The 23,510-nt window shown below is 74.5% G+C and carries 22 protein-coding genes; 10 read left to right on the top strand and 12 right to left on the bottom strand.

The window, feature by feature from the left end:
- The first annotated feature begins 100 nt into the window (after positions 1 to 100).
- The 5 genes from K0V08_RS00460 to K0V08_RS00440 are packed head-to-tail and all read left to right on the top strand — an operon-like array spanning position 101 to position 6,530.
- Positions 101 to 961, top strand: coding sequence for an ATP-binding cassette domain-containing protein (locus K0V08_RS00460; RefSeq protein ID WP_079532223.1), 861 nt, complete (start codon positions 101 to 103; stop codon positions 959 to 961).
- Complete coding sequence (locus tag K0V08_RS00455) at positions 958 to 1,785, top strand: ABC transporter ATP-binding protein (protein ID WP_079532220.1); 828 nt, start codon at positions 958 to 960, stop codon at positions 1,783 to 1,785. The genes K0V08_RS00460 and K0V08_RS00455 overlap by 4 nt, the downstream gene beginning before the upstream one ends.
- Positions 1,782 to 3,206 carry an MFS transporter gene (locus tag K0V08_RS00450; RefSeq protein WP_079532218.1) on the top strand — a complete coding sequence of 475 codons (1,425 nt, stop codon included), beginning with the start codon at positions 1,782 to 1,784 and terminating at the stop codon, positions 3,204 to 3,206. Before K0V08_RS00455 ends, K0V08_RS00450 begins: the two co-directional genes overlap by 4 nt.
- Positions 3,196 to 4,737, top strand: a complete 1,542-nt coding sequence (locus K0V08_RS00445) for an ABC transporter substrate-binding protein (protein WP_079532215.1) — start codon at positions 3,196 to 3,198, stop codon at positions 4,735 to 4,737. The genes K0V08_RS00450 and K0V08_RS00445 overlap by 11 nt, the downstream gene beginning before the upstream one ends.
- Positions 4,737 to 6,530 carry an ABC transporter permease subunit gene (locus K0V08_RS00440; protein ID WP_079532212.1) on the top strand — a complete coding sequence of 598 codons (1,794 nt, stop codon included), beginning with the start codon at positions 4,737 to 4,739 and terminating at the stop codon, positions 6,528 to 6,530. Before K0V08_RS00445 ends, K0V08_RS00440 begins: the two co-directional genes overlap by 1 nt.
- On the opposite strand, the gene K0V08_RS00435 is transcribed toward K0V08_RS00440, so the two are convergent.
- Positions 6,527 to 6,823, bottom strand: a complete 297-nt coding sequence (locus K0V08_RS00435) for a hypothetical protein (RefSeq protein WP_012037640.1) — start codon at positions 6,821 to 6,823, stop codon at positions 6,527 to 6,529. The genes K0V08_RS00440 and K0V08_RS00435 overlap by 4 nt on opposite strands.
- A gap of 216 nt (positions 6,824 to 7,039) precedes the next feature.
- Here K0V08_RS00435 and K0V08_RS00430 point away from each other — a divergent pair, with 216 nt between their 5' ends.
- Both K0V08_RS00430 and K0V08_RS00425 read left to right on the top strand, forming a co-directional pair.
- Positions 7,040 to 8,455, top strand: coding sequence for an MFS transporter (locus tag K0V08_RS00430; RefSeq protein WP_079532210.1), 1,416 nt, complete (start codon positions 7,040 to 7,042; stop codon positions 8,453 to 8,455).
- A 105-nt stretch (positions 8,456 to 8,560) separates the two neighbouring features.
- Positions 8,561 to 9,967, top strand: coding sequence for an MFS transporter (locus K0V08_RS00425; protein ID WP_079532207.1), 1,407 nt, complete (start codon positions 8,561 to 8,563; stop codon positions 9,965 to 9,967).
- A 46-nt stretch (positions 9,968 to 10,013) separates the two neighbouring features.
- On the opposite strand, the gene K0V08_RS00420 is transcribed toward K0V08_RS00425, so the two are convergent.
- Positions 10,014 to 10,730, bottom strand: a complete 717-nt coding sequence (locus K0V08_RS00420) for a hypothetical protein (RefSeq protein ID WP_227267107.1) — start codon at positions 10,728 to 10,730, stop codon at positions 10,014 to 10,016.
- 107 nt (positions 10,731 to 10,837) lie between these two features.
- Between K0V08_RS00420 and K0V08_RS00415 the strand changes: the two genes are divergently transcribed.
- Positions 10,838 to 11,392 carry an MOSC domain-containing protein gene (locus K0V08_RS00415; RefSeq protein ID WP_079532204.1) on the top strand — a complete coding sequence of 185 codons (555 nt, stop codon included), beginning with the start codon at positions 10,838 to 10,840 and terminating at the stop codon, positions 11,390 to 11,392.
- An 11-nt stretch (positions 11,393 to 11,403) separates the two neighbouring features.
- Positions 11,404 to 11,601 carry a hypothetical protein gene (locus K0V08_RS00410; RefSeq protein WP_227267106.1) on the top strand — a complete coding sequence of 66 codons (198 nt, stop codon included), beginning with the start codon at positions 11,404 to 11,406 and terminating at the stop codon, positions 11,599 to 11,601.
- A gap of 10 nt (positions 11,602 to 11,611) precedes the next feature.
- On the opposite strand, the gene K0V08_RS00405 is transcribed toward K0V08_RS00410, so the two are convergent.
- The 7 genes from K0V08_RS00405 to K0V08_RS00375 all read right to left on the bottom strand — a co-directional run bounded on the left by K0V08_RS00405 (position 11,612) and on the right by K0V08_RS00375 (position 19,427).
- The gene (locus K0V08_RS00405) at positions 11,612 to 12,751 is read right to left on the bottom strand and encodes a LacI family DNA-binding transcriptional regulator (RefSeq protein ID WP_079532201.1); all 1,140 of its coding nucleotides are present in this window, start codon (positions 12,749 to 12,751) and stop codon (positions 11,612 to 11,614) included.
- A 102-nt stretch (positions 12,752 to 12,853) separates the two neighbouring features.
- Positions 12,854 to 14,722: a glycoside hydrolase family 3 protein gene (locus K0V08_RS00400; protein WP_079532197.1), complete on the bottom strand. Its 1,869-nt coding sequence runs from the start codon at positions 14,720 to 14,722 to the stop codon at positions 12,854 to 12,856.
- Positions 14,723 to 14,754: 32 nt separating this feature from the next.
- The gene (locus K0V08_RS00395; protein ID WP_012037632.1) at positions 14,755 to 15,666 is read right to left on the bottom strand and encodes a carbohydrate ABC transporter permease; all 912 of its coding nucleotides are present in this window, start codon (positions 15,664 to 15,666) and stop codon (positions 14,755 to 14,757) included.
- An 11-nt stretch (positions 15,667 to 15,677) separates the two neighbouring features.
- On the bottom strand, positions 15,678 to 16,619 hold the full coding sequence (locus K0V08_RS00390; RefSeq protein WP_094182708.1) for a carbohydrate ABC transporter permease: 942 nt from the start codon (positions 16,617 to 16,619) through the stop codon (positions 15,678 to 15,680).
- A gap of 3 nt (positions 16,620 to 16,622) precedes the next feature.
- Positions 16,623 to 17,891: an extracellular solute-binding protein gene (locus K0V08_RS00385; protein ID WP_079532194.1), complete on the bottom strand. Its 1,269-nt coding sequence runs from the start codon at positions 17,889 to 17,891 to the stop codon at positions 16,623 to 16,625.
- A 136-nt stretch (positions 17,892 to 18,027) separates the two neighbouring features.
- The gene (locus tag K0V08_RS00380) at positions 18,028 to 18,597 is read right to left on the bottom strand and encodes a hypothetical protein (protein ID WP_079532192.1); all 570 of its coding nucleotides are present in this window, start codon (positions 18,595 to 18,597) and stop codon (positions 18,028 to 18,030) included.
- Between the two features lie 5 nt (positions 18,598 to 18,602).
- Complete coding sequence (locus K0V08_RS00375) at positions 18,603 to 19,427, bottom strand: ribokinase (RefSeq protein WP_172405418.1); 825 nt, start codon at positions 19,425 to 19,427, stop codon at positions 18,603 to 18,605.
- Positions 19,428 to 19,575: 148 nt separating this feature from the next.
- Here K0V08_RS00375 and K0V08_RS00370 point away from each other — a divergent pair, with 148 nt between their 5' ends.
- The gene (locus K0V08_RS00370; RefSeq protein ID WP_079532187.1) at positions 19,576 to 20,925 is read left to right on the top strand and encodes an MFS transporter; all 1,350 of its coding nucleotides are present in this window, start codon (positions 19,576 to 19,578) and stop codon (positions 20,923 to 20,925) included.
- Here the strand turns inward: K0V08_RS00370 and K0V08_RS00365 are convergent.
- The 3 genes from K0V08_RS00365 to K0V08_RS00355 are packed head-to-tail and all read right to left on the bottom strand — an operon-like array spanning position 20,888 to position 23,483.
- Positions 20,888 to 21,730: an ABC transporter permease gene (locus tag K0V08_RS00365; RefSeq protein WP_012037626.1), complete on the bottom strand. Its 843-nt coding sequence runs from the start codon at positions 21,728 to 21,730 to the stop codon at positions 20,888 to 20,890. The genes K0V08_RS00370 and K0V08_RS00365 overlap by 38 nt on opposite strands.
- A complete protein-coding gene (locus K0V08_RS00360; RefSeq protein WP_079532184.1) occupies positions 21,727 to 22,560 on the bottom strand; it encodes an ABC transporter permease in 834 nt (277 codons plus the stop codon). The genes K0V08_RS00365 and K0V08_RS00360 overlap by 4 nt, the downstream gene beginning before the upstream one ends.
- Positions 22,557 to 23,483 (bottom strand): ABC transporter ATP-binding protein, encoded by a 927-nt coding sequence (locus K0V08_RS00355; protein WP_079532182.1) that lies wholly within the window; start codon positions 23,481 to 23,483, stop codon positions 22,557 to 22,559. The genes K0V08_RS00360 and K0V08_RS00355 overlap by 4 nt, the downstream gene beginning before the upstream one ends.
- Between the last annotated feature and the right edge of the window lie 27 nt (positions 23,484 to 23,510).

Here is a 23,510-nt window from a genome sequence, read left to right as displayed (position 1 = left end):
CTCTACTCCGCTCGGTTTTGATATCGAGAACGGGTATCAGTAAGGTCGTCGGGAGCGCCGCCGGACCGCCCGGCACCGTGCGCGGACGGACGGGGGCCAGGTGCATCCCGCCCTCGACGTCCGCTCCCTCTCGATCGCGATCGACCGCGTGCCGCTCGTGCACGACGTCGACCTGCGGGTCGGGGCCGGCGAGCGGGTCGCGCTCGTGGGCGCGTCCGGATCGGGCAAGTCGCTCACGGCGCGGGCCGTGCTCGGGACGGTCCCGCCCGGATCCCGTGTGCGCGGCGGCGTCGAGCTCGGCGGCCGTGCGGTCGGGCCGGCCACGCCACGTCAGCGCCTCGGCCGCGTCGCCGCCGTGCAGCAGGACTCGCTCGCCGCGCTGAACCCGCTCGTCACGGTGGGCGCGCAGCTCGTCGCGGCGCTGCGCGCGAGCCGGGCCCGCGGATCCGCCGCGGACGGCCGGCTCCTCACCCGCGGCGACGCCCGGCGCGAGGTGGTCGCGCTCCTCGCCGAGGTGGGCATCGAGGATCCCGACGGCACGCTCCCCGCCTTCGCCGCCGAGCTCTCGGGCGGTCAGCGCCAGCGCGTCTGCCTCGCGCTCGCGCTCCTCTGCCGCGCCGACCTCCTGCTGGCCGACGAGCCGACGACCGCGCTCGACGTCGTGACGCAGGCGCGCGTGGTCGACGTGATCCGCCGCCGCCTGGACGCGACCGGCCAGGCGCTCCTCTTCATCACACACGACCTCGCGGTGGCCGCGGCGCTGTGCGACCGGGTCGTCGTGCTCGAGGCCGGCCGCGTGGTCGAGGCCGGGTCGATGCGCGAGCTCGTGCGGCGACCGCGGCACGCGTACAGCCGGGCGCTCGTGGCGGCGGCGTCGCGGCGGGCGGGCGGCGGATCCGCGGATCGCGTCGCGGCGGCGGCCTCCGTGTCGGCCCCGCTCGGCGCGGTGGCGGCCCGATGACCGACGCGCTCGCCGCCACCGGGATCACGCACCGGTACCCGCCGCGCCGCGACACCGCCGCGCGGCGCGCCGCCCGGGCCGCGCGCGCATCCGGCGCCCCCGGCCCCGCGCCCGCGCTCGACGACGTGTCGTTCCGCATCGCGCCGGGCGAGACGGTCGGGATCGTGGGCCGCTCCGGATCCGGCAAGTCGACGCTCCTGCGCGTGCTGCTCGCCCTCGAGGCGCCGACCTCGGGCGCCGTCGCGCTGGGCGACCGTGGGGTCACGCCCGGCCGCACGTCCGCCCTGCGCTGGTACCGGCGGCGCGTGCAGGCGGTGCCGCAGGATCCGGGCGCGAGCCTCGAGCCGCGCATGACCGTGCGGCAGCTGATCCGCGAGCCGCTCCGCCGCCTCGACGTGCCGGGCGACCACGCCGCGATCGTCGCCCGCGCCCTCGACGACGTCGGGCTCGCCGCGTCGCTCGCCGATCGCCGGCCCCGGGAGCTGTCGGGCGGCCAGGCGCAGCGCGTCGCGTTGGCCCGGGCCATCGCGACCTCGCCGGGGATCCTCCTGGCCGACGAGCCCGTGAGCGGGGTCGACCTGCCGCTGCGGGACCGGATCATCGAGCTGCTCGGCGACCTCGTGCGCGAGCGTGGCCTGGGGCTCGTGCTCGTGTCGCACGACCTCGACGCCGTCGCACGGCTCTGCGGGCGCAGCGTGGTGCTCGCGGGCGGGCGGATCGTGGAGGAGGGGCCGACCGGGCGCCTGCTCGCCGACCCCGCGCATCCGGCCACGCGCGAGCTCGCCGACGCCGTGCCGCGGCTGCCGGGAGCGCTCACCGCATGACCGCGTCCCACCCGTCCGGACCCGCGGGCCCGGGCACCACCGCGCCTCCCGCCGCCGTCCTCCTCTCCAGCCAGCTCGTGTTCAACCTCGGCTTCTACGCGGTCGTGCCGTTCCTCGCGGTCGTGATGCGCGACGACCTCGGGCTCGGCGCCCTCGCGATCGGCCTGGTGCTCGGAGCCCGCACCTTCAGCCAGCAGGGCCTGTTCCTCCTCGGCGGGATGCTCGCCGACCGCTTCGGCCCGCGCACCCTCATCGCCGCGGGCTGCGTCGTGCGCGTGTCCGGCTACCTGGGGCTCGCTCTGGCCGCCGGCCTGCCCGGCTTCCTGGTCGGCGCGATCCTCACGGGGCTCGGCGGCGCGCTGTTCAGCCCGGCGCTGCAGAGCCTCGTGGCGGCCGCCGACGCGCGGTCCCGTCCCACCCGGCGGCCCGGGCGCCCGTCGCTGTTCGCGGCGCTCGTGCTGGTGGGCGAGATCGGCGCGGCCGTGGGTCCGCTCGCGGGCGCCGCCCTGCTCGGGCTGGGATTCTCGGCGACCGTGCTCGTGGGCGCGGCGCTGTTCGCGGCCGTCGGGGCGGCGCTGTGGTGCGTGATCCCGGCGGACGCGGGGCGGGCCATCGCGGCATCCCGCGGGGAGCCGCGCGCGGGATCCGAGCCCGTCGGCGGTGCTGCCGCCGTGCCCGCCGCCTCCGCCGACCGCTGGGCCGCCGTCCGCGACCGCCGCTTCCTCGCGTTCTCCGCCCTCTTCGCCGTTGACCTCGTGGCCTACAACCAGCTCTACCTGGGGCTGCCGCTCGAGCTCGCGCGCGCAGGTGCGGGGAATGCGGCGGTCGGATCCGCGTTCCTCGCCGTCTCGCTGCTCACGATCGCGCTGCAGTGGCCCGCCGCCCTCCTCGCGAAGCGGCTCGGCCCCGGTCGCGCGCTCGCCCTCGGATTCGGCACCACCGCGACGGGGTTCGCGGCGCTCGCGCTCGCGTCCGTGGCGCCGCCGGCCGCCGGTGCCGCGCTCGTGCCCGCCGCCGTCCTCGTCGTCTGCCTCACGCTCGGCCACATGACCGCGGGCCCCGTGACCATGGAGCTCGTGCCGTCGTTCGCCGCCGGCCGCCCGACCGCGTCGTTCTACGGCCTGCTCGCCAGCTGCGGCGGCGTGGCCGTGCTCGTCGCCGGCGGCGTGGTCGGATCCCTCCTCGACGCCTGGCCCGCGGTCGCCTGGGGGATCCTCGCGGTGCTGCCCGTCGCGGCCGCCGTCGGGCTACCCCGGCTGCTGCCCGGACCTATCCCCTCGCACGACGCGCACGACGCGCACGCAGCCGGCCGCGCCGCGTCCCCGCGCGCCACGCCCGCTCCCCCGACCACCACCCCCGATGCCCCGCGCATCGCCGTCGATGCCCCGCGCATCCCCGAGACAGGACCCCATGCCCGCTAGACGCCCCCGCCCCGCCCGCTCCGCCGCCCTCATCGCCCTCGCCGCCGCATCTGCGCTCGCCCTCAGCGGCTGCTTCGCCGCGGGCCCGGGATCCGCCACAGGAGGCGGGCAGGATGGCGACGCCCGCATCCGGCTCGCCATGCTGCAGCCGCCGCGCTCCGGCCTCACGCCGCTCAGCGACGACGCCTTCAAGCTCGCGCGCTGGAGCACGGCCGAGACGCTCGTGACCCTCGACGACCTCGGCGCCGCGCAGCCGCTGCTCGCCACCGGCTGGACCCGCGTCGACGACCTCACGTGGGCCTTCGACATCCGCCCCGACGTGCCCTTCCACGACGGGACGACCCTCACGGCCGCGCAGGCCGCCGCCTCGCTCACCGCCGCGGCGACGGCGAGCCCGAAGCCGCGGATCCTCGACGGGGTCGACCTCACGGCCACCTCGGACGGCGACCGCGTCCTCGTGCGCACCGCGACGCCCGACCCGCTCGTGCCGCAGCGCATGTCGAGCCCGCAGCTCGCGATCCTCGCGGCCTCCGCGTACGGCGCCGACGGCACGGTCTCTCCCGTAGGCACCGGCACGGGCCCGTTCCGCCTCACCGCGGTCGACGGCACCTCGTCCGCCACGCTCGACCGGTTCGACGGCTACTGGGGCGGCCGCGCCGCGTCCGCCGGCATCGACGTGCGCTTCGTGCCCGACGGCACCGCGCGCGCCGCCGCGCTCCGCACCGGGACGGCCGACGTGGTCGAGGCGATCCCCGTCGGCCAGGCCGCGCAGGTGGATCCGCAGCTCCTGCACGAGGTCGCGATGCCGCGCACGAACACGCTCTACCTCAACACGCGGACGGGGCCCTTCGCGGATCCGGCCGTGCGCGCCGCCGCCGAGGCCGCGGTCGACCGCGCCGCCCTCGTCTCCGGCGTGTACGAGGGACGGGCCGACGCGGCGACCGGGCTCCTCGGACCCGCGCTGCCCTGGGCCGCCGACCTCCGCGACGGCGCCTCCTACCGCGACGCGCTGGCGGGCCGGGCGACGCCCGCGCAGGTCGACGGCGTGCCGATCACGCTCGGCACCTTCACCGACCGGGCCGAGCTCCCGGAGGTCGCCGTGCAGCTCGAGCAGCAGCTCGAGGCCGCCGGCTTCGACGTGACACAGGACGTGCGCGAGTACCAGTACATCGAGGCCGACGCGCTGGCGGGGAGATTCGACGCCTTCATCCTGTCGCGCGCCACCGTGCTCGACTCGGGCGACCCCGCCGCGTACCTCTACAGCGACTTCGCCTGCCAGGGCTCGTTCAACATCTCGCAGGAGTGCGACCCCGCGGTCGACCAGGCCCTCGCCGAGGCGTCCGCGCTGCCGGCCGGGCCCGAGCGCCGCGCCGCGATCATGCGGGTCGAGGCGCTCGTGCTGGCCGACGACGCCGCGGTGCCGCTCCTGCACGAGCGCGTGATCCAGGGCGAGGCCGCCGGGGTCACGGGCGCCGTGCGCGATCCCCGCGAGCGCGCGCTCATCACGGTCGACACGCGCGTCGAGCGCTGATGGGCCGCGCGCGCGACGGGCTCGTCGTCGGGGCGTCCCGCGTCGTCGCGATCGGCGGCGTCGTGGCGCTCGTCGGCGCGCTGCCGTGGCTCTCCGGCCGCTCGCCCGAGTACACGATCCTCCGCGCGCGCTACGCCGACCTCGAGGCCACCCCGGAGGCGCTCGCGGCGGTGCGCGCGCAGCTCGGCCTCGACCGCGGGCCGCTCGCCGTCTCGCTCGACTGGCTCGCGGGCGTCCTCCGCGGCGACCTCGGCACGTCGTGGATCTCCGGCCGCCCGGTCCTTCCCGGCACCCTCGACGCGCTCGGCGTCTCCCTCACGCTGATGGCGTTCGCGATCGCGGTCGCCGTAGTGGTCGCGGCGCTCCTCTGCGCGCCCGCCCTCCGAGACGCGACGCGCGGGCGCCTGGCACGCGGATCCGGCGCCCTGGCCGCCATGCTCACCGCGCTCCCCGAGTTCCTGCTCGCGACCTCGCTCCTCGTGGTGGTCGCCGTCTGGCTGCGCTGGGCGCCGCCGTCCGGATGGGACGGGCCGGCGAACGCCGTGCTCCCGGCTCTCGCCCTCGGGATCCCCGCGGGCGGGCTCATCGGACGCCTCCTCGCCGACGCGATCCGGTCCGCGTCGGCCGAGCGCTGGGTCGCCACGTGGGCGATGGCGGGCCTGCCGCCCGCGCGCACGACCCTCGCGGTGCTGCGCCGCGCGCTGCCGTCGGTGCTCGGGCAGATCGGGCTCGTGCTCGTCGGCCTCACGGGCGGCGCGGTCGCGGTCGAGCAGGTGTTCGCGATCCCCGGCATCGGCCGCGCGACCCTGGGCGCGGCCAGCAGCCAGGACGTGCCGGCGCTGCAGGCGGGCGTGCTCGCCCTGCTCGCGGTCGCCGTCGCCGCGGGCGCGCTCGCCGACCTCGCCCGTCGCGCGCTCCTCGGGCCCGCCCTCCGCCTCGGATCCCTGCCCGTGCCCGACGCGCGCGTCCCCGCCCGGCCCCGCGACGCCGTCGTCCCCGCCGTCGCGGCCGGTCTCCTCGCGCTCATCGTCGTGGCGGGCCTCGCGCGGGATCCCCTCGCCACCACCGCGGGCCGCCTCGCCCCGCCCTCGTGGGCGCTCCCCTTCGGCGCCGATGCGAGCGGCCGCGACCTCCTCGGCCGGGTCGGCCACGGCGCCGTCACGACGCTCGGCACCGCGCTCGTCGTCGTGATCGCCTGCTGCGCCATCGGGCTCGCGCTCGGGCTCCTGCCGCGCGCCGCGATCGGGCCGATCGAGGTGGCGAACGCGGCGCCGCCGATCCTCGCCGGGATCGTGGTGGCGGCGATCCAGGGCCCGTCGAGCGCGGGCGCCGCCATCGCGGTGGCGGCCGTCGGCTGGGCGCCTCTCGCCGCGCACGCCGGGGCGCTGATGCAGGAGGCGCGCGCGCAGCCGCACGTGCGGATCCTGCCGGTGCTCGGCGTCGGACGCGCGCGGATCCTCGTCATGCACCTCCTGCCCGCGGTCGTCGGCCCGGTGGTGCGGAACGCGCTGCTGCGCCTGCCCGGCATCGCCCTGACGCTCGCCGCGCTCGGCTTCCTCGGGCTCGGCAGCGCCCCGCCGACGCCCGAGTGGGGCCTGATCCTCAGCGAGGGCAGCGCCTACGCGGAGCGCGCGCCGTGGGCCGTGGGCGCGCCCGCCCTCGCGCTCGTGCTCGCCGCGGTGCTCGCGGTGTCGCTCTCGGCGCACGACCTGACGGGCCTCCTGCGGCGGCGGCGTGGATCCACCGCGGACGCGCGCCCGGCCGACGCTCCGGCGATCGCGAAGGCGGGCTAGCGCCGGGCGTCCGGCTCCGGCTCCTCCGACGGCCGCGGCTCGACGGCGACGCCGCCGTCCTCGTCCCACGCAGGCGCCGCCGCCTGATCCTCCTCGGTGGGCTCCTCGGCGAGGCGGGCGCGCTCCTCGAGCTCCTGGTGCGTCCACCGACGCAGCTGCAGCACGACGAGCACGACCACCGCGACGCAGGGGATCGCGAGGTACCAGAAGCCGGTCGCGAACGCGACGAGCGCCCCCGCCCCGCAGAGCTGGGCGAGCCCCGGCAGGACAGCGCGGCCGGTCTCGTGCTCCATGGGGCTCCTCGCGGTCGGCGGCGTCCCGGGTTCCGCCGGTCCGTCCCCGACCTACCGACCGCGCACAGCTTCTCCTCAGGGGCGTAAACTCAGCTCGGCCATCACGAGTGGCCCCCTCGACTCCGCCGCACCCGGCGCCCGCGCCCGACCGGCGCGCCCGCCCCATCCGCGCGCCCCTGCCGCTCACGCCGCACCAGCCGAAAGCCGTCTCCACGCATGTCCACGACCCCCGCGGCCCGCACCGCCGCCCCGTCCACCGCCACCCCGCCCGCGGGCAACTCGCGCTCGCGCGTCATCATCGCGAGCCTCATCGGCACGTCGATCGAGTTCTACGACTTCTACGTCTACGCGACCGCGGCGGTGCTCGTCTTCCCCGCGCTCTTCTTCGCGAACGACGACCCGACCGTCGCGCAGCTCGCGTCGTTCGCGGTGTTCGGCGTCGCGTTCATCGCCCGGCCCATCGGATCCATCCTCTTCGGGCACTTCGGCGACCGCGTCGGCCGCAAGGGCACGCTCGTCGCCTCGCTGCTCACCATGGGCATCGCGACCGTGCTGATCGGCTGCCTCCCCACCGCGCTGACGCCCGGCTGGGAGGTCGCGGCCCCCGCGCTCCTCGTGATCATGCGCTTCGGCCAGGGCCTCGGCCTCGGCGGCGAGTGGAGCGGCGCCGCCCTCCTCGCGACCGAGAACGCGCCCGCGGGCAAGCGCGCCATCTACGGCACGTTCCCGCAGCTCGGCGCGCCCATCGGCTTCATCGTCGCCAACGGCGTCTTCCTCGCGCTGAGCCTCGGCCTCACCCCCGAGCAGTTCCAGGCGTGGGGCTGGCGCGTGCCGTTCCTCGCGAGCGCCGTGCTCGTGATCGTGGGGCTCTACGTGCGCCTCAAGCTCATCGAGACGCCGGCGTTCCAGAAGGTCGTCGACTCCGGCGAGGTCGCGAAGCTGCCCGTCGCGCGCGTGTTCGTCACGAGCTGGCGCCCGCTGATCCTCGGCACCTTCATCATGCTGGCGACCTACACGCTCTTCTACCTGATGACGACGTTCACGCTCACCTACGGCACCACCGCGCGCGACGCGGCCACCGCCGAGGCCGCCGCGACCGCAGCAGGCAAGCCCTTCAACCCGGACACGTTCGCGGCGGGCCTCGGCTACGCGCGCAACGACTTCCTGCTCATGCTCATCGTGGGCGTCGTGTTCTTCGGCATATTCACGATGGTCTCGGGACCGCTCGCGGAGAAGTACGGCCGCCGCAAGATGCTCATCGCGACGACCCTCGGGATCCTCGTCTTCGGCCTGCTCTTCGTCCCGCTGTTCTCGGGCGGCTTCGTCGGCACCATGGCGCTCCTCATCATCGGCTTCACGCTCATGGGCCTCACCTTCGGCCCGATGGGCGCGGTGCTGCCGGAGCTGTTCCCGACCAACGTGCGCTACACGGGATCCGCGATCAGCTACAACGTCGCGAGCATCCTCGGCGCCGCGGTGGCTCCCTTCATCGCGGTGGCGCTCTGGCAGCTGCTCGACGGGAACGTGCTGCTGGTCGGCGTGTACCTGAGCGCGATGGCGGCGATCACGCTGGTGGCGCTCGTCATCAGCCGCGAGACGCGCGACGCGGACTACGCGGGGAACGTCAGTTGACACGCGTCATGTGAACGGCCGGCCCGGAGGGGCGGGGAGCGCCGGTACCGTCGGCGCGCCACGATCCGTGGCGTCTCCCCGTGCCTGAAGTCGGAAGCCACCGCCATGACCGCTGCCTCCACCGTCTCCCCGCCCGGCGTCGCCCCGGCCAACCCGCGTTCGCGCGTGCTGGTCGCGAGCCTCATCGGCACGTCCATCGAGTTCTTCGACTTCTACGTCTACGCCACGGCCGCCGTGCTGGTGTTCCCCGCGCTGTTCTTCGCGAACTCGGATCCCGCGGTCGCGCAGCTCCAGTCGCTCGCCGTGTTCGGCGTCGCGTTCTTCGCCCGGCCCGTCGGGTCGGTGCTCTTCGGCCACTTCGGCGACCGGTTCGGCCGCACGCGCACCCTCGTCGCATCGCTGCTCACGATGGGCATCGCCACCGTGCTCATCGGATCCCTGCCGAGCGGCCTCACGCCGGGCTGGGAGATCGCGGCCCCCGCGGCCCTCGCCGTGCTCCGCTTCATCCAGGGCCTCGGCCTCGGCGGCGAGTGGGGCGGCGCGGCGCTGCTCGCGACCGAGAACGCGCCCGCGGGCAAGCGGGCCATCTACGGCACGTTCCCGCAGCTCGGCGCGCCCATCGGCTTCTTCCTGTCGACCGGCCTGTTCCTGGTGCTCTCGCTCACGCTCTCCCCCGCCGACCTGCAGTCATGGGGCTGGCGCGTGCCGTTCCTCGCCAGCGCCGTGCTGGTGCTCGTGGGCCTCTACGTGCGCGTGAAGCTCGTGGAGGCGCCGGAGTTCCAGGCGGTGCTCGACCGCGGCGAGACGTCCCGGCTGCCGCTCGGCCGCACCATCCGCACCGGCTGGCGCGGGCTGCTCCTCGGCGCCCTCGCGCTCCTCGCCATCTTCACGCTCTTCTACCTCATGACCACGTTCACGGTCACCTACGGCACGTCGCCCCGCACCGCGGAGGCCGCGCAGGCCGCCGCCAGCGCAGTGGGCAAGCCCTTCGACGCGGCCTCGTTCCACGCCGGCCTCGGCTACGCCCGCACCGACTTCCTGCTCATGCTCCTCGTCGGCGTCGCGTTCTTCGCGGTCACCATCGTGGTCTCGGGCGCGCTCGCCCAGCGGCGCGGCGCGCGTCCGATCGTGGCCGTGAGCGCCGCCGGCATGGTCGTCTTCGGCCTGCTGATGGATCCCCTGCTCGCCGCGGGCCTGCCCGGCACGCTCATGTTCGTGATTCTCGGCTTCGCCCTCATCGGCATCGGGTACGGCGCCGTCGGATCCCTGCTGCCCGGCATGTTCGCCCCCGACGTCCGCTACACGGGCGCGTCCCTCGCGTTCAGCCTCGCGGGCATCATCGGCGGCGCCGTCGCGCCGTTCATCGCGACGTGGCTCTGGGACATCGGCGGCGGCGGCGTGATGCTCGTCGGCGTCTACCTCAGCGTCGCCTCCGCGATCTCGCTCGTGGCGCTCCTCGTGCTGCGCGAGCACGGCGCGGCGCGCGCTGCGGTCGGAGCCGACGCGGCCTGATCCCGGGCGGCCTCACCCCGCGCGGGGCGGCGGCGGACCGGCAGGCTCACCATGCCCGGCGGATCGCCTCCGCCCGTTCGCGCATCGCGGCGGACCGGCCGTGGATCACGAGCCCGAGCGCGAATGCGGCCGACGCCACGAGCGCCACGGTCGGCAGCGCGATGAGCAGCGGGGCCACCGGGATCAGCAGGTACGCGGCTCCGCCCGCGCCCAGCAGCAGCCCGGCGATCGGGCCGAGCACCGCGTACGCCCCCGTGGCCGCCGCCATGACCGCGAGCGCGACGCGGGCGAGCGGCTCGAGCAGCCGTCCGCGCAGCACGACCACCGCGAGCACCACGAGGGCCGCGGCCCGGACGAGGTCGAGCGCCGTCGTCAGCGTGATGAGGCCGGTCGACCGGAGCTCGTCGAGGGAGGCCGCCTCGGCGAAGGGCCGCATCGCCGCCTGCGCCGCCGCGATCCCCACGACGACGGCCGCATGCACGAGCACCGCGACCCCGGCGACGCGCGATGGCCGGAGGAGCCCCGGCTCCCCGCGCACGCCGCGGGCGAGCACCACGGCGGCGACCATCGTGAGCACGAGGCCGAGTACGTCGACGACGGGGCCCCTCAGCACGATCGTGGACTCCATGTCGGGCGTCGGCTGGATCCGGAAGCGGCCCAGCAGCCCGGGCTGCAGCAGCAGCGCGCCCGCAGAGGCGAGGCCCGCGACCAGGGTCGTGCGCCGGGATCCGCTCATGGCCGTCGCGTGCATGGTCTCCCCCATCGGCGTCGATGCTCAGAACCTAGCGGGCCGCGTGTCTCCGTGGGGGCCTCGCGCGGATCCCTCCGGAGGGCTCGCCGGATCCGCGACGCGCCGATATCGTCGCACCCATGCAGCCGTCTCCCGCCGCCCGGGTCGTCGCCGTCGCGCGCGACGACGCCCACCGCTTCTCCAAGCCCGTCCGCACGTCGATCACGCTCCTCGCCGGCCTCGGCGTCGAGGGCGACGCACACCTCGGCACCACCGTCCAGCACCTCTCGCGCAAGCGCCGCGACCCGGACGCGCCGAACCTCCGCCAGGTGCACCTCGTCCACGCCGAACTGCACGACGAGCTGGTGGAGAAGGGCTACCGGGTCGGACCGGGCGACCTCGGCGAGAACGTCACGACCGCGGGCGTCCCGCTCCTCGACCTCCCCACCGGCACGCGCCTCCACCTCGGCGAGGACGCCGTGGTCGAGCTGACCGGCCTGCGGAACCCCTGCATCCAGATCGACAAGCTCGGCACGGGCGCCATGAAGGCGGTGCTCGACCGCGACGCCGACGGGAACGTCGTGCGGAAGTCCGGCGTCATGGGCGTCGTGATCACCGGCGGCGAGGTCCGGCCCGACGACGCCGTGCGCGTGGAACTGCCCGCGGGCGAGCAGCGCGCGCTGCAGCCCGTCTGATGGTCGCGGACATGCGGATCCTCGCGGCGACCCTGGCGGGGTTCGGCGCGCTCGTCGTCGCGGTGGCGCTGGGCGCCGTGATGGGCGGCATCGCGGGCGAGGAGCCGGCGGGCATCGCGATCTCGTGGGCGTTCGCCGCGGCCGGTGCCGCGATCCTGCTGGTGGCGCTCGTCGTCGAGGTCATGCGCCGCCGGGCGCTGCGCCGCTAGGAGCGCGGCCTCAGCCCCGGCAGCCGCAGCTCTCGCGCACCACGAGCTTCGTGCCGAGCCGCAGCGTCACGGGCTCGGGGGGCGGCTGGCCGGTCGTGGTGTCGATGAGGATGCGGGCCGCCGCGCGCCCCATCGCCTCCATGGGCTGCCGCACGGTCGTGAGCCGCGGCGTCGCGAGGAGCCCCGCGAGGATCCCGTCGAAGCCCGTGACCACGACGTCCCCCGGCACGTCGACGCCCTCCGTGCGCAGCAGGTCGACGAGAGCGAGCGCCAGCTGGTCGCTCGCGCACACGAGCGCGCGCGGCAGCCGCCCCGCCCGGAGCGCCTCGATCACCCCGCCGAAGCCGGATCCCTCGCCGAGCACCGTGTCGTCGAGCACCTCGTCGTCGGCCGTGACCCCGAGCTCCGCGAGCGCGTCGCGGTAGCTCTGGAAGCGCTCCCGGTAGTCGCCGACGCTCGTGGCGCCCACGAACCCGAGGTCGGTGATCCCGTGCTCGACCACGAGGTGCCGCACGAGCTCGCGCGCTCCGCCGGCGTTGTCGGACGTGACGCGGTGGTGCCCGTCGTCCGCCGGCGGGTAGCTGAAGAGCACGATCGGCATGGCGAGCGAGACCCGCTTCAGCGAGGCGGCCGCCGACGGGCCCGGGAAGATCGCGAGCCCGTCGACCCGGCCCGCCGACTCCGCGACGGCGGTGGTGGTGTCGCTGCCGCGGCTGAGCATCACCGGGCGGTCGTGGGCGCGGCACTCGAGCTCGAAGCCGCGGCGCACCTCGTCGACGTAGAGCGGGAACGCGCGCGGGTCCGCCGCGATCTCGCCGGCGTCGTCCCAGGGGATGAAGGTGCGGCCGGGCGCGTACGGCGTCGCGACGGCCGCGGTCTCGACGGATGCGTCGGGATCCGCGGGCTCGCGCTGGAGCGGCCGGTCGATGAGGAGGTCGAACGAGTGCAGCCCGAGCGCGCCCGTGCGGCCTCGGGCGAGGCCGCGTGCGGACGCGCTCGGCATGTAGCCGAGCTCGCGCGCCGTCTCGAGCACCCGCTCGCGCGTGGCGGCGCTGATCTGGTCGGGTCGGCTGAACGCGAACGACACCGTCGCGATGGAGACCTTCGCGCGTTCTGCGACGTCGTAGACCGTGGGGCGCCGGGGGCTCATGCGACCGTCCTCTCTCCTGGAAGCGTAGCGAGGCAGGTGCGCACGACCGCGACCCGGCGCCACCCGGGGCGGGCACGGGCGCGGTCGCGAGCGCCGGCGCGGTCAGCGGATCCGCAGGCCGTGGTGCAGCGGGTACACCGGGTCGGCCGTGTCCGACGGCACGTCCGTCCGCGAGGCGCGCACGGCGTCCATCGAGCGCGGGATCTCCACCGGCAGCCGCCCCTCGGGCGCGATCCGTCCCGTGAGCGCGGCGAGCACGGCCGTGTCCGAGCTGCCGTAGTCGACCGCGAGCGCCGCGGCGAACGGCACGAGCGGCGTCATGATCGCCGGCCGGTCGAGGTTCACGACCACCACGAGCGGGCAGCGGTCGGCGATCCGCCGGAGCCGGTGCACGAGCCCGGGCGGGAACTCCAGCGAGCCCTGGTGGAACCACGCCTCGAGGAAGAGGTCCGAGCGCGGCTCGAAGGGCGCGCCGAGCCGCACGATCGCGAGGTCGGCGTCGTCGGGCCCGTCCGCGGGATCCGCCCAGCCGTCCAGCGCCTCGGGCCGCATGCCCTCGACGTGCACGCGCATCCGGGGACCGTCGACGGGCAGCGGCAGCGGCAGCGTGGGCCGGCCGTCGCGCTCCCGGTTCTCGAGCACGGTGACCGACGCGGCCTGCGCGCGGAAGCCGAGCTCGCGGAGGTCCGCGCGGCCGACGACGCGCTCGGCCTCGTCCTCGTCGACGTAGGGGTCGTCGAAGAGGCCGAGCCGGAACTTCACGAGCAGGAGGCGCCGCACCGACTCGTCGATGCGCGCCTCGGTGACGCGGCCGTCGGCCACGAGGTCGAGCAGCACGTCGACGCACTCCTCGCCGCCGAACTGGTCGCAGCCGGCCTGGATGATCCGCTCCATCCGCTCGTGCGGCGTCAGCTCCTCCACGCCCCACGCGCGCGCGGGCAGCACCTGGTCGCCGACGTGGTTGTCGTTCACGAGCTCCCAGTCGGTGACCACGACGCCGTCGTAGCCGAGCTCCTCGCGCAGCAGCCCGGTGATGACCTGCCGGTTGAAGCCGAAGCCCACGGGCTCGATCTCCTCGCCGTCGCGCACGAGGCCCTCGGGCATCCCGTAGTACGGCATCATCGCGGCGGTCCCGCGCGCGATCGCCTCGCGGAAGGGCGCGAGGTGGTACTCGAACATGCCGCCCGGGTAGACCTGCTCGCGGCCGTACGGGAAGTGCGCGTCCTCGCCGTCCTTCTGCGGGCCGCCGCCCGGGAAGTGCTTGGTGGTGCAGGCGACGCTCGTGGATCCGAGCTCGTCGCCCTGGAAGCCCTCGAGGTACGCGGCCGTGAACTCGGCGACGCGGTCGGCGTCGTGCCCGAGCGTCTGCGCCTGACGGCCCCAGCGCGGCTCGGTGGCGAGGTCGATCTGCGGGTGCAGCGCGGCGCGGATCCCGACGGCCACGTACTCCTGCCGCGCGGCGTCGGCGAACGCGCGGATCGCGTCCACGTCGTCGAGCGCCGCGAGGCCGAGCGCCTCCGGCCACTGCGAGAACGGGCCGGCCGAGAAGGCGACGCCCGCGTTCTCCACGAAGGCGTGGCGCGGATCCGTGCTGACGGTCACGGGGATCCCGTGCGGCGTCGACTCCGCGAGCTCCTGCAGCCGGTTGTTCCAGCGCGCGGCCTGCCGGGCCGTGCGGATCTCGTGCACGTTGAAGTGGTTCATGGCCTTGCCGACCACGACCTCGGTCGTGCCGGACTTCGAGATCGCGCCCGGCTCCTCCTTCAGCTCGCCGTCGGCGCCGACCTCGATCACGGTCTGGAACATGAGGCCGGCCTTCTCGGCGAGGCTCAGGCGCCCGACGAGGTCGGCCGTGCGCTCCTCGGGGGCCAGCCGCGGATCCTCGTAGGGCGCCATCACCCCGTCGCCGTCGAGGTCGCGGAACCGGGTGCCGTCGGGGGCGGTGAGGAGCGTGCGCGGGGCGCGGGGCATGGGGGTCTCCATCGGTCGGAGGCGGGAGGTGGTCACTTGAGGCCGGCGGTCGCGACGCCCTGGATGAAGTAGCGCTGCAGGAACACGAACAGGGCGAGGATCGGCGCGATGACCAGCACGGATCCCGCGAGCAGCAGGCCGTAGTCGGTCGCGTTCTGCCCGGTCGAGTACAGCGACAGCGCGATCGGCAGCGTGTACATGCCCTCGGTCTGCGCCGCGACGAGCGGCCAGAGGAAGTTGTTCCACGAGGCGAGGAACGTGAGGATCCCGAGGGTGGCGAGCGGCGGCCCGCACAACGGCATCACGATGCGGGAGAAGATGCGGAACTCCCCCGCGCCGTCGAGCCGTGCGGCCTCGATGAGCGCCTCGGGGATCCCGAGCATGAACTGCCGCATGAGGAAGACCCCGATGGGCGCCGTGATGAACGGGAGGATCAGCGCCGCGTACGTGTTCACGAGGCCGAGCCCCGAGACCATGACGAACAGCGGCACGAACGTGACGACGCCTGGGACCATGAGCGTCACCATCACGGTGAGGAACAGGATGCGCTTGCCCGGGAACTCCATCTTCGCCAGCGCGTAACCCACCATCGAGCAGAACACGAGGTTGCCGAGCACGGTGACGAGCGCGACGACGAGGCTGTTGGAGAAGAACGTGCCGAAGTCGAGCGGCCCGAACCACTGCGCGAAGTTGTCGGCGACGGGATCCTGCGGCCACCACGTCGGCGGTCGCTGCAGGATCTCGCCCTGCGTCTTCACGGAGCCGAGCGCCATCCAGATGAACGGGAGGAGCCAGACGCAGAGGACGGCCGCGAGCACGACGTAGACGATCGCGCGGGTGCGGCGGCCACGGTCGGTGCGACGCCGACGCCGACGGCGGGGCGGGGTGCCGGTCGCGGCCTCGGCGACGACGGGGGCTGCGGGGGCGGATGCGGTGGTGGTCATGCGCGTGCCTTTCAGTCCTTAGACCGCAGCAGCCGGAACTGCAGCAGGCTGAGCAGGGCGATGGCGAGGAAGAGGACGTAGCTCGCCGCGGAGGCGAGGCCGTACTCGCCGAAGCCGAACTGCCGGTACGTGTAGTACGCGACGGACAGCGTGGAGTCGAGGGGGCCGCCGCGCGTCATCACGAACGCCTCCTCGAAGAACTGCAGGAACCCGACCGAGATGAGCACGGATCCGAGCAGCAGGGTCGGGCGCAAGAGCGGCAGCGTGACCGAGATCAGCCGGCGCCAGGGGCTCGCGCCGTCCATGACGGCCGCCTCCTGCACCTCCTCGGGCACGGCCTGGAGGCCCGCCAGGAAGATGATCATGAGCGTGCCGACGTTGCGCCACACCGCCATCACGACGAGCGAGGGCAGCGCCCACGTCGTGTCGCTCAGCCAGTTGGGGCCGGTGATCCCCACCACCGCGAGCGCCGAGTTGAGCAGCCCGTCCGGCAGCAGGATGTAGCGCCACACGACCGAGACCGCGACGATGCTCGTCACGACCGGCGCGTAGAAGCCGACGCGGAAGAACGACACGATGCGACCCCGGCCCGAGTTGAGCGCGAGGGCCAGCGCGAGCGCGATCACCATCGTGACCGGGATCCCGACGACCACGAAGAAGGCCGTGACGCCGATGGAGCGGAGGAACGTGGCGTCGGTGAAGAGCTTCGCGTACTGGTCGAGGCCCGTGAAGTCCACTGCGAACGGGGAGCGGATGTCGGTCGCGCGGAAGTCCGTGAACGACATGGCGAACGAGCTCACCAGCGGCACGAGCATGAAGACCGCGAAGACGGCGACGAACGGGAGGCAGAAGCCCCAGGCGACGATCGCCTGACGGCGGCGCTGCCGGGCGACGAGCGGGGACCGCGTGCGGCCGGGACGGGTCCCGGCCGCACGCGTGGCGGTGATGGCCAACGGCTACTCCGCCGAGCCGATGGAGTCGGCGTCCGACTGCAGCTTGGCGAGCGCGTCGGGCACCGATGAGGTGCCGCGGCGGATCTGCTCGAGCGCCGAGTCCGCGGCGGATCCGACCTTCACCCAGTTCGTGCTCACGGGCACCGACTTCGCGGTCTTCAGCTGCTCGCCGAACGCGGCGAGGGTGGGGTCGGACTGGAGCGCCGGGTCCTGCCAGGCGGACTGCGACGCGGGCAGGTCGCCCGTGGCGGCGTACCAGGCAGCCTGCGTGTCCGGCTGGCCGAGCCAGCGGGCGAGCTTCCACGCGGCGTCCTGGTTCTTCGCCTGGTCGAAGACGACGAGGTTCGCGCCGCCGCTGAACGATGCCGAGGTCTCCTTCGCCGGCAGCACCGCGGTGGTGAACTTCGAGGCGAAGTCCGCGCCGCCGACGGCCTTCAGCTGGCCGATCTCGAAGGGGCCCTCGATGAGCATGGGCGTGGATCCGTCGACGAACGAGGCCTCCTGCGCGCCGGACGAGACGTCGACGTCGGGGTCGGCGATGCCGTCGGCGAAGAAGCTGCCGTAGTACTCGTACGCCTCCCGCATCTCGGGGGTGTCGAGGGTCCACTTCGCGCCGTCGGCGATCTCGGCGCCGTTCGACCACGGCATCCAGAGCGTGCCCTGGAACGCGTCGTTGCCGGCGGGGAGGCGGATGCCGTGCGCGGAGCCGGCCTTCGACTGCATGTCGGACGCCATCTGCTTGAGCTCGTCCCAGGTGGTGGGGGCCTTGGTCCAGCCGGCCTTCGCCGCGAGGTCGGTGCGGTAGTAGAGCACGCGGGTGTCGACGTACCAGGGGATGCCCGCGGCGCGGTCCTTGACGGAGTTCGTGGCGAGGGAGCCGGGGAAGGAGTCGCTCGCGTCGACGTCGGTCGGCACGGTGGTGAGCGCGTCGGCGAAGTCGGCCATCCAGGTGGTGCCCATCATCGCGATGTCGGGGGTGGTGCCGCCGGCGATGGCGGTCTGGAACTTGTTGTGCGCGGCGTCCCACGGGATCGCCGTGACGTCGACCTCGACGTCCGGGTTGGCGTCCTCGAAGGTCTTCAGGAACGCGGGGAGGGCCTCGCCCTCCGCGCCCATCGCCCACATGGTCACCTTGCCCTTCGCGGGCTCGGAGCCGAGCGTTGTCGCGGCCGCCGGACCGGATCCCTCGTCGGCGGATCGGCCGCAGCCGGTCAGCGCGACCGTGGCCGCCAGCACGGTCGCGACCGCGCCGAGACGCATGGATGTCTTCACGTGTTCCTCCTTGAACGAATCGCCCGCGTCGCGAGCCGGTGAGTTACTTATGCGCATAAGTAGCGCAGCGCGTCGAGCATCTCATGGACCCCGTGCAGGGGGCAAGCGCGGGATGCGGCGGCCGGCGAGCGAGCGGTCAGGCGGGGATCGCGCCGACACCCGGACATGCCTGCGGAGCGCCGATGTGCGGCCCGTCACCGGCCGCGGCCTCTGCGCGCGCCGAGCGCTCGCGATGATCCACCCACACCATCACGCTGCTGTCGACGCGGTCGAAGATCTGGACGCTCACCTCCAGCTCGCCGACGTGCCACCGCACGGGACTGGGCTGATCGTCGAATACCGGGCAGGAGGGACCGAACACGGCGGCGAGGGCCGCGACGAGGGCGTCGTGGTCGCGCCGGACGAGCGGATCCCGCGGGCCGCCGTGCCGCGCCAGGTGGAAGCCGACGCTCGCCACCTCGCCCGCGTGGATGCCGAACGAGAGGTGGTGGACGGCTTCAGGCCCGCCGGTCAGGGCGCGGAGGTCCGAGCCGGGGGCGTGCGCGTCGACCTCGCCCGTCGGATGCATGTCGAGGGCGGCGAGCATCCGCTCCGCGACCGCCACATCGGCCGACCAGGGCGGCGTGGCGAGGGAGCGGACAAATGCGAGGACGGCAGCGGTCGCCTCGTCCGGATCCGGATCCGGATCCGGCGCAGCGTCACCCACGGGGGTCAGTCGTCCGCCGGCTGCGCGCCCTGCCGCTGCACGACGACCGCGGCCGCGTCGGCGGCGACGACCAGGGCGCCCTCTCGGTCGGCGCCCGCGGCGAGCGCCGAGGCCAGCGCCCCGCAGAACGCGTCGCCCGCACCGGTGGTGTCGACGACGCGGGAGACGTGGGACGCGGGGACCTCGACGTCGCCCCACACGGCGCCCTCGGCGCCCAGCGTGACGAGCAGCGACGCCGGTGCGGGCGTGCCCGACTCTCGGAGGAGCCCGGCCTCGTGCTCGTTGACGACGACGGGATCCGCGAGCGCGAGCACGTCGGCGGGCAGCGCCGCGAAGGGCGCGAGGTTCAGCACGACGCGGGCGCCGGCGGCGTGCGCGCGGCGGACGCCCGCGGCCACGGTGTCGAGGGGCAGCTCGAGCGAGGCGAGGAGGACGTCGCCCGTGGCGAGCGCGTCGAGCGGATCCAGGTGGGCGTCGGTGACGCGGGCGTTGGCGCCGGGCGCGACGATGATCGTGTTCTCGCCGTCGTCGTCCACCGCGATGATCGCGAGGCCCGTCGTGGCGTCATCCACGGTGACGAGGCCGGACACGTCGATGCCGCGGTCGGCGAGGCGCGCGCGGTAGGCGGATCCGTCGGCGTCGTCGCCCACGGCCCCCACCATCGCGACCTCGCCGCCGGCGTCCGCCGCCGCGACCGCCTGGTTCGCGCCCTTGCCGCCCCAGAGCCGCTCGGGGTCGGATCCGATGAGCGTCTCCCCCGGCTGCGGGTGCCGCGGGACGCGCACCACCTGGTCGACGTTGAGCGATCCGAGCACCATGACGCGGCCCATGGGCACCTGCTTCCCCCGGCCCGTGGCCGGCCGCGCCCGGGTGGCGCTCTCGGCCAGGGTACCGAGCGGATCCGCCCGCCCGGCACGGCCCGGGCACCGCGGCGCCTGCCGCTACCGTGGGGAGGAGACGACCGATCGGAGGCCGCCTGTGCCCGAGCCCGGCCCCCACGAGCGCGGCCCCCGTCGCCCCCTCCTCATCTCCCGCTCGTTCACGCTCATCTGGCTCGCGCAGGCGCTCTCCGCCTTCGGCGAGTACGTGCTCGCGGCGACCGTGACCGTGTGGCTCGCCACGGGCCTCGCCCCGGGCGACCCGGCCCTGCCGCTCTACATCGGCGCGGTCATCGGCGCGACGAGCCTTCCGCGCCTCGTGCTCGCGCCGATCGCGGGCGTGCTCGTCGACCGCTGGCCCGCCCGCCGCGTGATGGTCGCGGCCGACCTCGCGCGCGTCGCGCTGCTCGTGCCGCTCATGGTGATCGCCGTCACCGGTCCGACGCCCCTGGTGATCGCCGCCGTGATCGCGACGCAGCTGGTCATCGGCTGTGTGTCGCAGCTCTTCGACCCGGCGCGCGCCGCGCTCGTGCAGGTCGTCGTCCCGGCCGATCGCCGAGCCGCCGCCGCGGGACGCTCGCTGCTCGCGAGCACGGGCGTCGGGATCCTCTCCGGCCTGACGGGCCCGGCCGTCTACGCGCTGCTCGGGCCGGAACCTGCGCTCGTGATGGACGCCGTGTCGTTCCTCGCGTCGGCGGCGCTGGTGCTCGCGGTGCGCGAGCGCGGGGCCACGGCCGCTGACGCCGGGTCGCGGGCCGCGGAAGGCGACGCGCACGCGCACGCGCACGGCACGGTCGCCTCAGCGGGTGCCCGATTGCGCGTCGAGCTCGCCGCCGGGATCCGCATCGTGCGGGCGTCGCCGCGCCTCCGGGTCCTCGTGGCCGGCCTCGCCGCCTACGGCCTGACCCTCGGCGTCAACAACGCGACCCTCGCCCTCCTCGCCCTCACCACGATGGGCCTGACGGCGGCGGAGTACGGCGTGGTCACGGCGATGTTCGCGGTCGGCGGCCTCGTCGGCGCCCTGACTGCGCCCGCGCTCGTCACCGCCATCCGCCCCGAGCGCGCGGTCCCGGCCGCCCTCGTCGCGCTCGGCGCGACCTACGCCGCGTACTCGACCGTGCGCGCGTTCCTGCCGGCGGCGATCCTCATGGGGATCGCGGGCCTCGTCTTCGCGGTCTTCCTCGTCTCGCAGGGCCCGATCCTGCAGGCGGAGGCACCCGTCGGGACCATGGGCCGGGTCTCGTCGCTCACGTCGACGGTGCTGGCCGCGTCGTCGCTCCTGGCGACCGTCGTGACGGCGCAGGTGCTCGCCCTCCTGCCGCCGTCCGCGCAGCCGTCCGCCTACCCGGTCGCGGTCGCCACGGCCGCCGTCGTCATGGGCTCCGCCGGCCTCGCGCTCGTCGCGGGCGGCCTCAGTCGAGGAAGAGGACCCGCAGCCGCCGCGTCGTGAAGACCAGGCCGATCGCCGTCATCACGGCGAAGTAGAGCACGTGGCCGACGACCGCGAACGAGAGCGCGCCCGTCGTGAACCCGCGCACGAGCTCCACCGCGTGCCAGAGCGGCAGCGCCTGGATCACCGTCTGGACCCACGCCGGGTACACCGACAGCGGGTAGAAGGTCGCGGAGAACAGGAACATCGGCAGCAGGACGAAGTTGATCCAGTCCATCTGCTGGAACGTCTTCATGTAGCTCGTCACGGCCATGCCGAAGCTCGCGAACGCCAGCGCGATGAGCACCACGGACGGCAGCGCGAGGATCGCCCACCACGACAGGTTGAGGCCGAGCACCTGCATCACGATGAGGAAGCCCGATGAGTAGACGACGCCGCGGAGCAGCGCCAGCGAGATCTCGCCGAAGGCGACGTCGAGCGGCCCGAGCGAGGTCGCGAGCATGCCCTGGTACAGCTTCGAGTGGTTCATCTTGAAGAAGACGTTCCAGGTGGAGTCGTACACGGCGCCGTTCATCGCGGAGACCGCGAGGAGCGCGGGCGCGATGTAGGCGGCGTACGGTACGGGCTGGCCGGTGCTCGTGGTCACGTCGCCCACGAGCGAGCCGAGGCCGATCCCCATGGCGAGCAGGTAGAAGACGGGCTCGAAGAAGCCGGACAGGACGACGGTCCAGTTGGTGCTGCGGGTGGCGAGCAGGCCGCGGGAGAGCACCGAGCGGGCGTTGCCGGCGTAGAGCGAGCGCGGGCCGCCGCGGCTGCGACGCGCGGCGGGCGCGGGCGCGGTGGCGGGTGCGGTGGATCCGGTCATGCGCGCAGCCTCCTCGTCGCGACGCGGCGCGACAGCGTCCAGCCGACCGCGAGCCAGAGCAGCAGGTAGGCGACGTGGACGACCGTGAGCCAGAGCGGCTCCTGCATGCCGTAGGTCGCGACCCGGCCGAGCTCGGTGCCGTGCCAGAGCGGCGAGATCCAGCCGATCCACTGCAGCCAGACGGGGAACTGCGTGAGCGGGAAGAACGTGCCCGAGAACAGGGAGAGCGGCGTGATGACGAAGCGCATGACCATCGCGATCTGCCCGCTGTCCTGCGTGAGGGTCGCGACGTAGGCCATGAGCATCACGCCGATCGCCATGCCCGTGAGGACGGCGGCGCCGATCGCGAGGAAGCCCGTGCCGAGCGGCACCGCGCCGAACAGGAGCATGAACGCGAAGTAGGCGATGCATGTGGGAGCCATGCGGATCGCGACGCCGATGACCTGGCCGTCGATGATCTGGGCCGGCGTGAGCGGCGACGCGTTCATCGCCTGGAAGACGGGGTTCCACTTGAACCCGCCGAAGATCGGGAAGCTGAACTCCTCGCTCGCGACCGTCATGGCGCTCGTCGCGAGGAGCGCGGGCGCCACGAACACGAGGAAGCTGACGCCGAGGGCCTGGTTCGCGTCCGTGCCGCGGTCGACCACCGTCGCGAGACCCACGCCGAGCGCGTAGAGGTAGACGTAGGGGCTCGCGATTCCGGTCGCGAGCGCCGTGCCGAGGTAGGCGCGGATCCCGAGCAGCCGGTGCTCGGCCGCGTACCAGGCACCGAAGCGGCGGGGGCGTACGCCGGCGGCGACCGCGGCCTGCCGGGTGTCGAGGGCGCTCACTCGACCAGGCTCCGTCCGGTGAGGCGGAGGAAGACGTCCTCGAGGCTGGAGCGCCGCACGAGCGTGGTGATGGGCTTCAGGCCCTGCTCGAGGATCCGGCTGAGCACGGCCTCGCCGTCCGACGCGTAGACGAGCACGCGGTCGGCCAGCACCTCCACACGGTCGCCGTAGCCGGCGATCTCGCGGGATGCGGACTCGTTGCGGTCGGACCCGAAGCGCACCTCGAGCACCTCACGGCTCGAGTGGTCGCGGATCAGGGACGCGGGCGAGCCCTCCGCCATGATGCGGCCCTCGTCGACCACGACGATGCGGTCGCACAGCTGCTCGGCCTCGTCCATGTAGTGCGTCGTGAGCACGAGCGTCGTGCCCTGCTCCTTGAGGCGGAACAGGCGGTCCCAGAGGATGTGGCGGGCCTGCGGGTCGAGGCCGGTGGTCGGCTCGTCGAGCAGCAGGATCCGCGGGTCGCTGATGAGGGCGCGCGCGATCGTGAGGCGCCGCTTCATGCCGCCGGACAGGTCGTCGACCTTCGCGTTCGCGCGGTCGCTCAGCTGCGCGAACTCGAGCAGCTCGTCGGCGCGGGCCGCGACCTGCTTGCGCGGCAGCCCGAAGTAGCGGCCGTAGACGATGAGGTTGTCGCGCGCCTTGAGCTCGAGGTCGAGGTTGTCGGCCTGCGGCACGACGCCCAGCTGCGAGCGGATCTCGGGGCCGTGCGTGTCGGGGTCGAGCCCGAGGATGTCGAGGGAGCCGCCCGTGCGCGAGGAGACCGCGCCGATCATGCGCATGGTCGTGGACTTGCCGGCGCCGTTCGGGCCGAGGAGCCCGAAGGACTCGCCGGGCGCGACCTCGAAGGAGAGGCCGTCGACGGCGACGTGGTCGCCGTACTTCTTCACGAGGCGGTCGGCGGTGATGACGGGGGTGGGCACGAGTCCACAGCCTAGGGATGGCCGGGG

The sequence above is a fragment of the Clavibacter michiganensis genome, assembly GCF_021216655.1.
Lineage (GTDB): Bacteria > Actinomycetota > Actinomycetes > Actinomycetales > Microbacteriaceae > Clavibacter > Clavibacter michiganensis.
Note: the sequence above shows the minus strand (reverse complement) of the source record. Positions and strands in the feature narration are given on the sequence as shown.

Bases quoted from the DNA above. Each gene is read 5' to 3' on its own strand.
- K0V08_RS00425 (WP_079532207.1), top strand. From the start codon at position 8,561: ATGACCGCTGCCTCCACCGTCTCCCCGCCCGGCGTCGCCCCGGCCAAC.
- K0V08_RS00430 (WP_079532210.1), top strand. From the start codon at position 7,040: ATGTCCACGACCCCCGCGGCCCGCACCGCCGCCCCGTCCACCGCCACC.
- K0V08_RS00410 (WP_227267106.1), top strand. From the start codon at position 11,404: ATGCGGATCCTCGCGGCGACCCTGGCGGGGTTCGGCGCGCTCGTCGTC.
- K0V08_RS00375 (WP_172405418.1), bottom strand. From the start codon at position 19,427: ATGGGCCGCGTCATGGTGCTCGGATCGCTCAACGTCGACCAGGTGGTG.
- K0V08_RS00450 (WP_079532218.1), top strand. From the start codon at position 1,782: ATGACCGCGTCCCACCCGTCCGGACCCGCGGGCCCGGGCACCACCGCG.
- K0V08_RS00455 (WP_079532220.1), top strand. From the start codon at position 958: ATGACCGACGCGCTCGCCGCCACCGGGATCACGCACCGGTACCCGCCG.
- K0V08_RS00365 (WP_012037626.1), bottom strand. From the start codon at position 21,730: ATGACCGGATCCACCGCACCCGCCACCGCGCCCGCGCCCGCCGCGCGT.
- K0V08_RS00435 (WP_012037640.1), bottom strand. From the start codon at position 6,823: ATGGAGCACGAGACCGGCCGCGCTGTCCTGCCGGGGCTCGCCCAGCTC.
- K0V08_RS00415 (WP_079532204.1), top strand. From the start codon at position 10,838: ATGCAGCCGTCTCCCGCCGCCCGGGTCGTCGCCGTCGCGCGCGACGAC.
- K0V08_RS00445 (WP_079532215.1), top strand. From the start codon at position 3,196: ATGCCCGCTAGACGCCCCCGCCCCGCCCGCTCCGCCGCCCTCATCGCC.
- K0V08_RS00420 (WP_227267107.1), bottom strand. From the start codon at position 10,730: ATGGGGGAGACCATGCACGCGACGGCCATGAGCGGATCCCGGCGCACG.
- K0V08_RS00400 (WP_079532197.1), bottom strand. From the start codon at position 14,722: ATGCCCCGCGCCCCGCGCACGCTCCTCACCGCCCCCGACGGCACCCGG.
- K0V08_RS00440 (WP_079532212.1), top strand. From the start codon at position 4,737: ATGGGCCGCGCGCGCGACGGGCTCGTCGTCGGGGCGTCCCGCGTCGTC.
- K0V08_RS00405 (WP_079532201.1), bottom strand. From the start codon at position 12,751: ATGAGCCCCCGGCGCCCCACGGTCTACGACGTCGCAGAACGCGCGAAG.
- K0V08_RS00395 (WP_012037632.1), bottom strand. From the start codon at position 15,666: ATGACCACCACCGCATCCGCCCCCGCAGCCCCCGTCGTCGCCGAGGCC.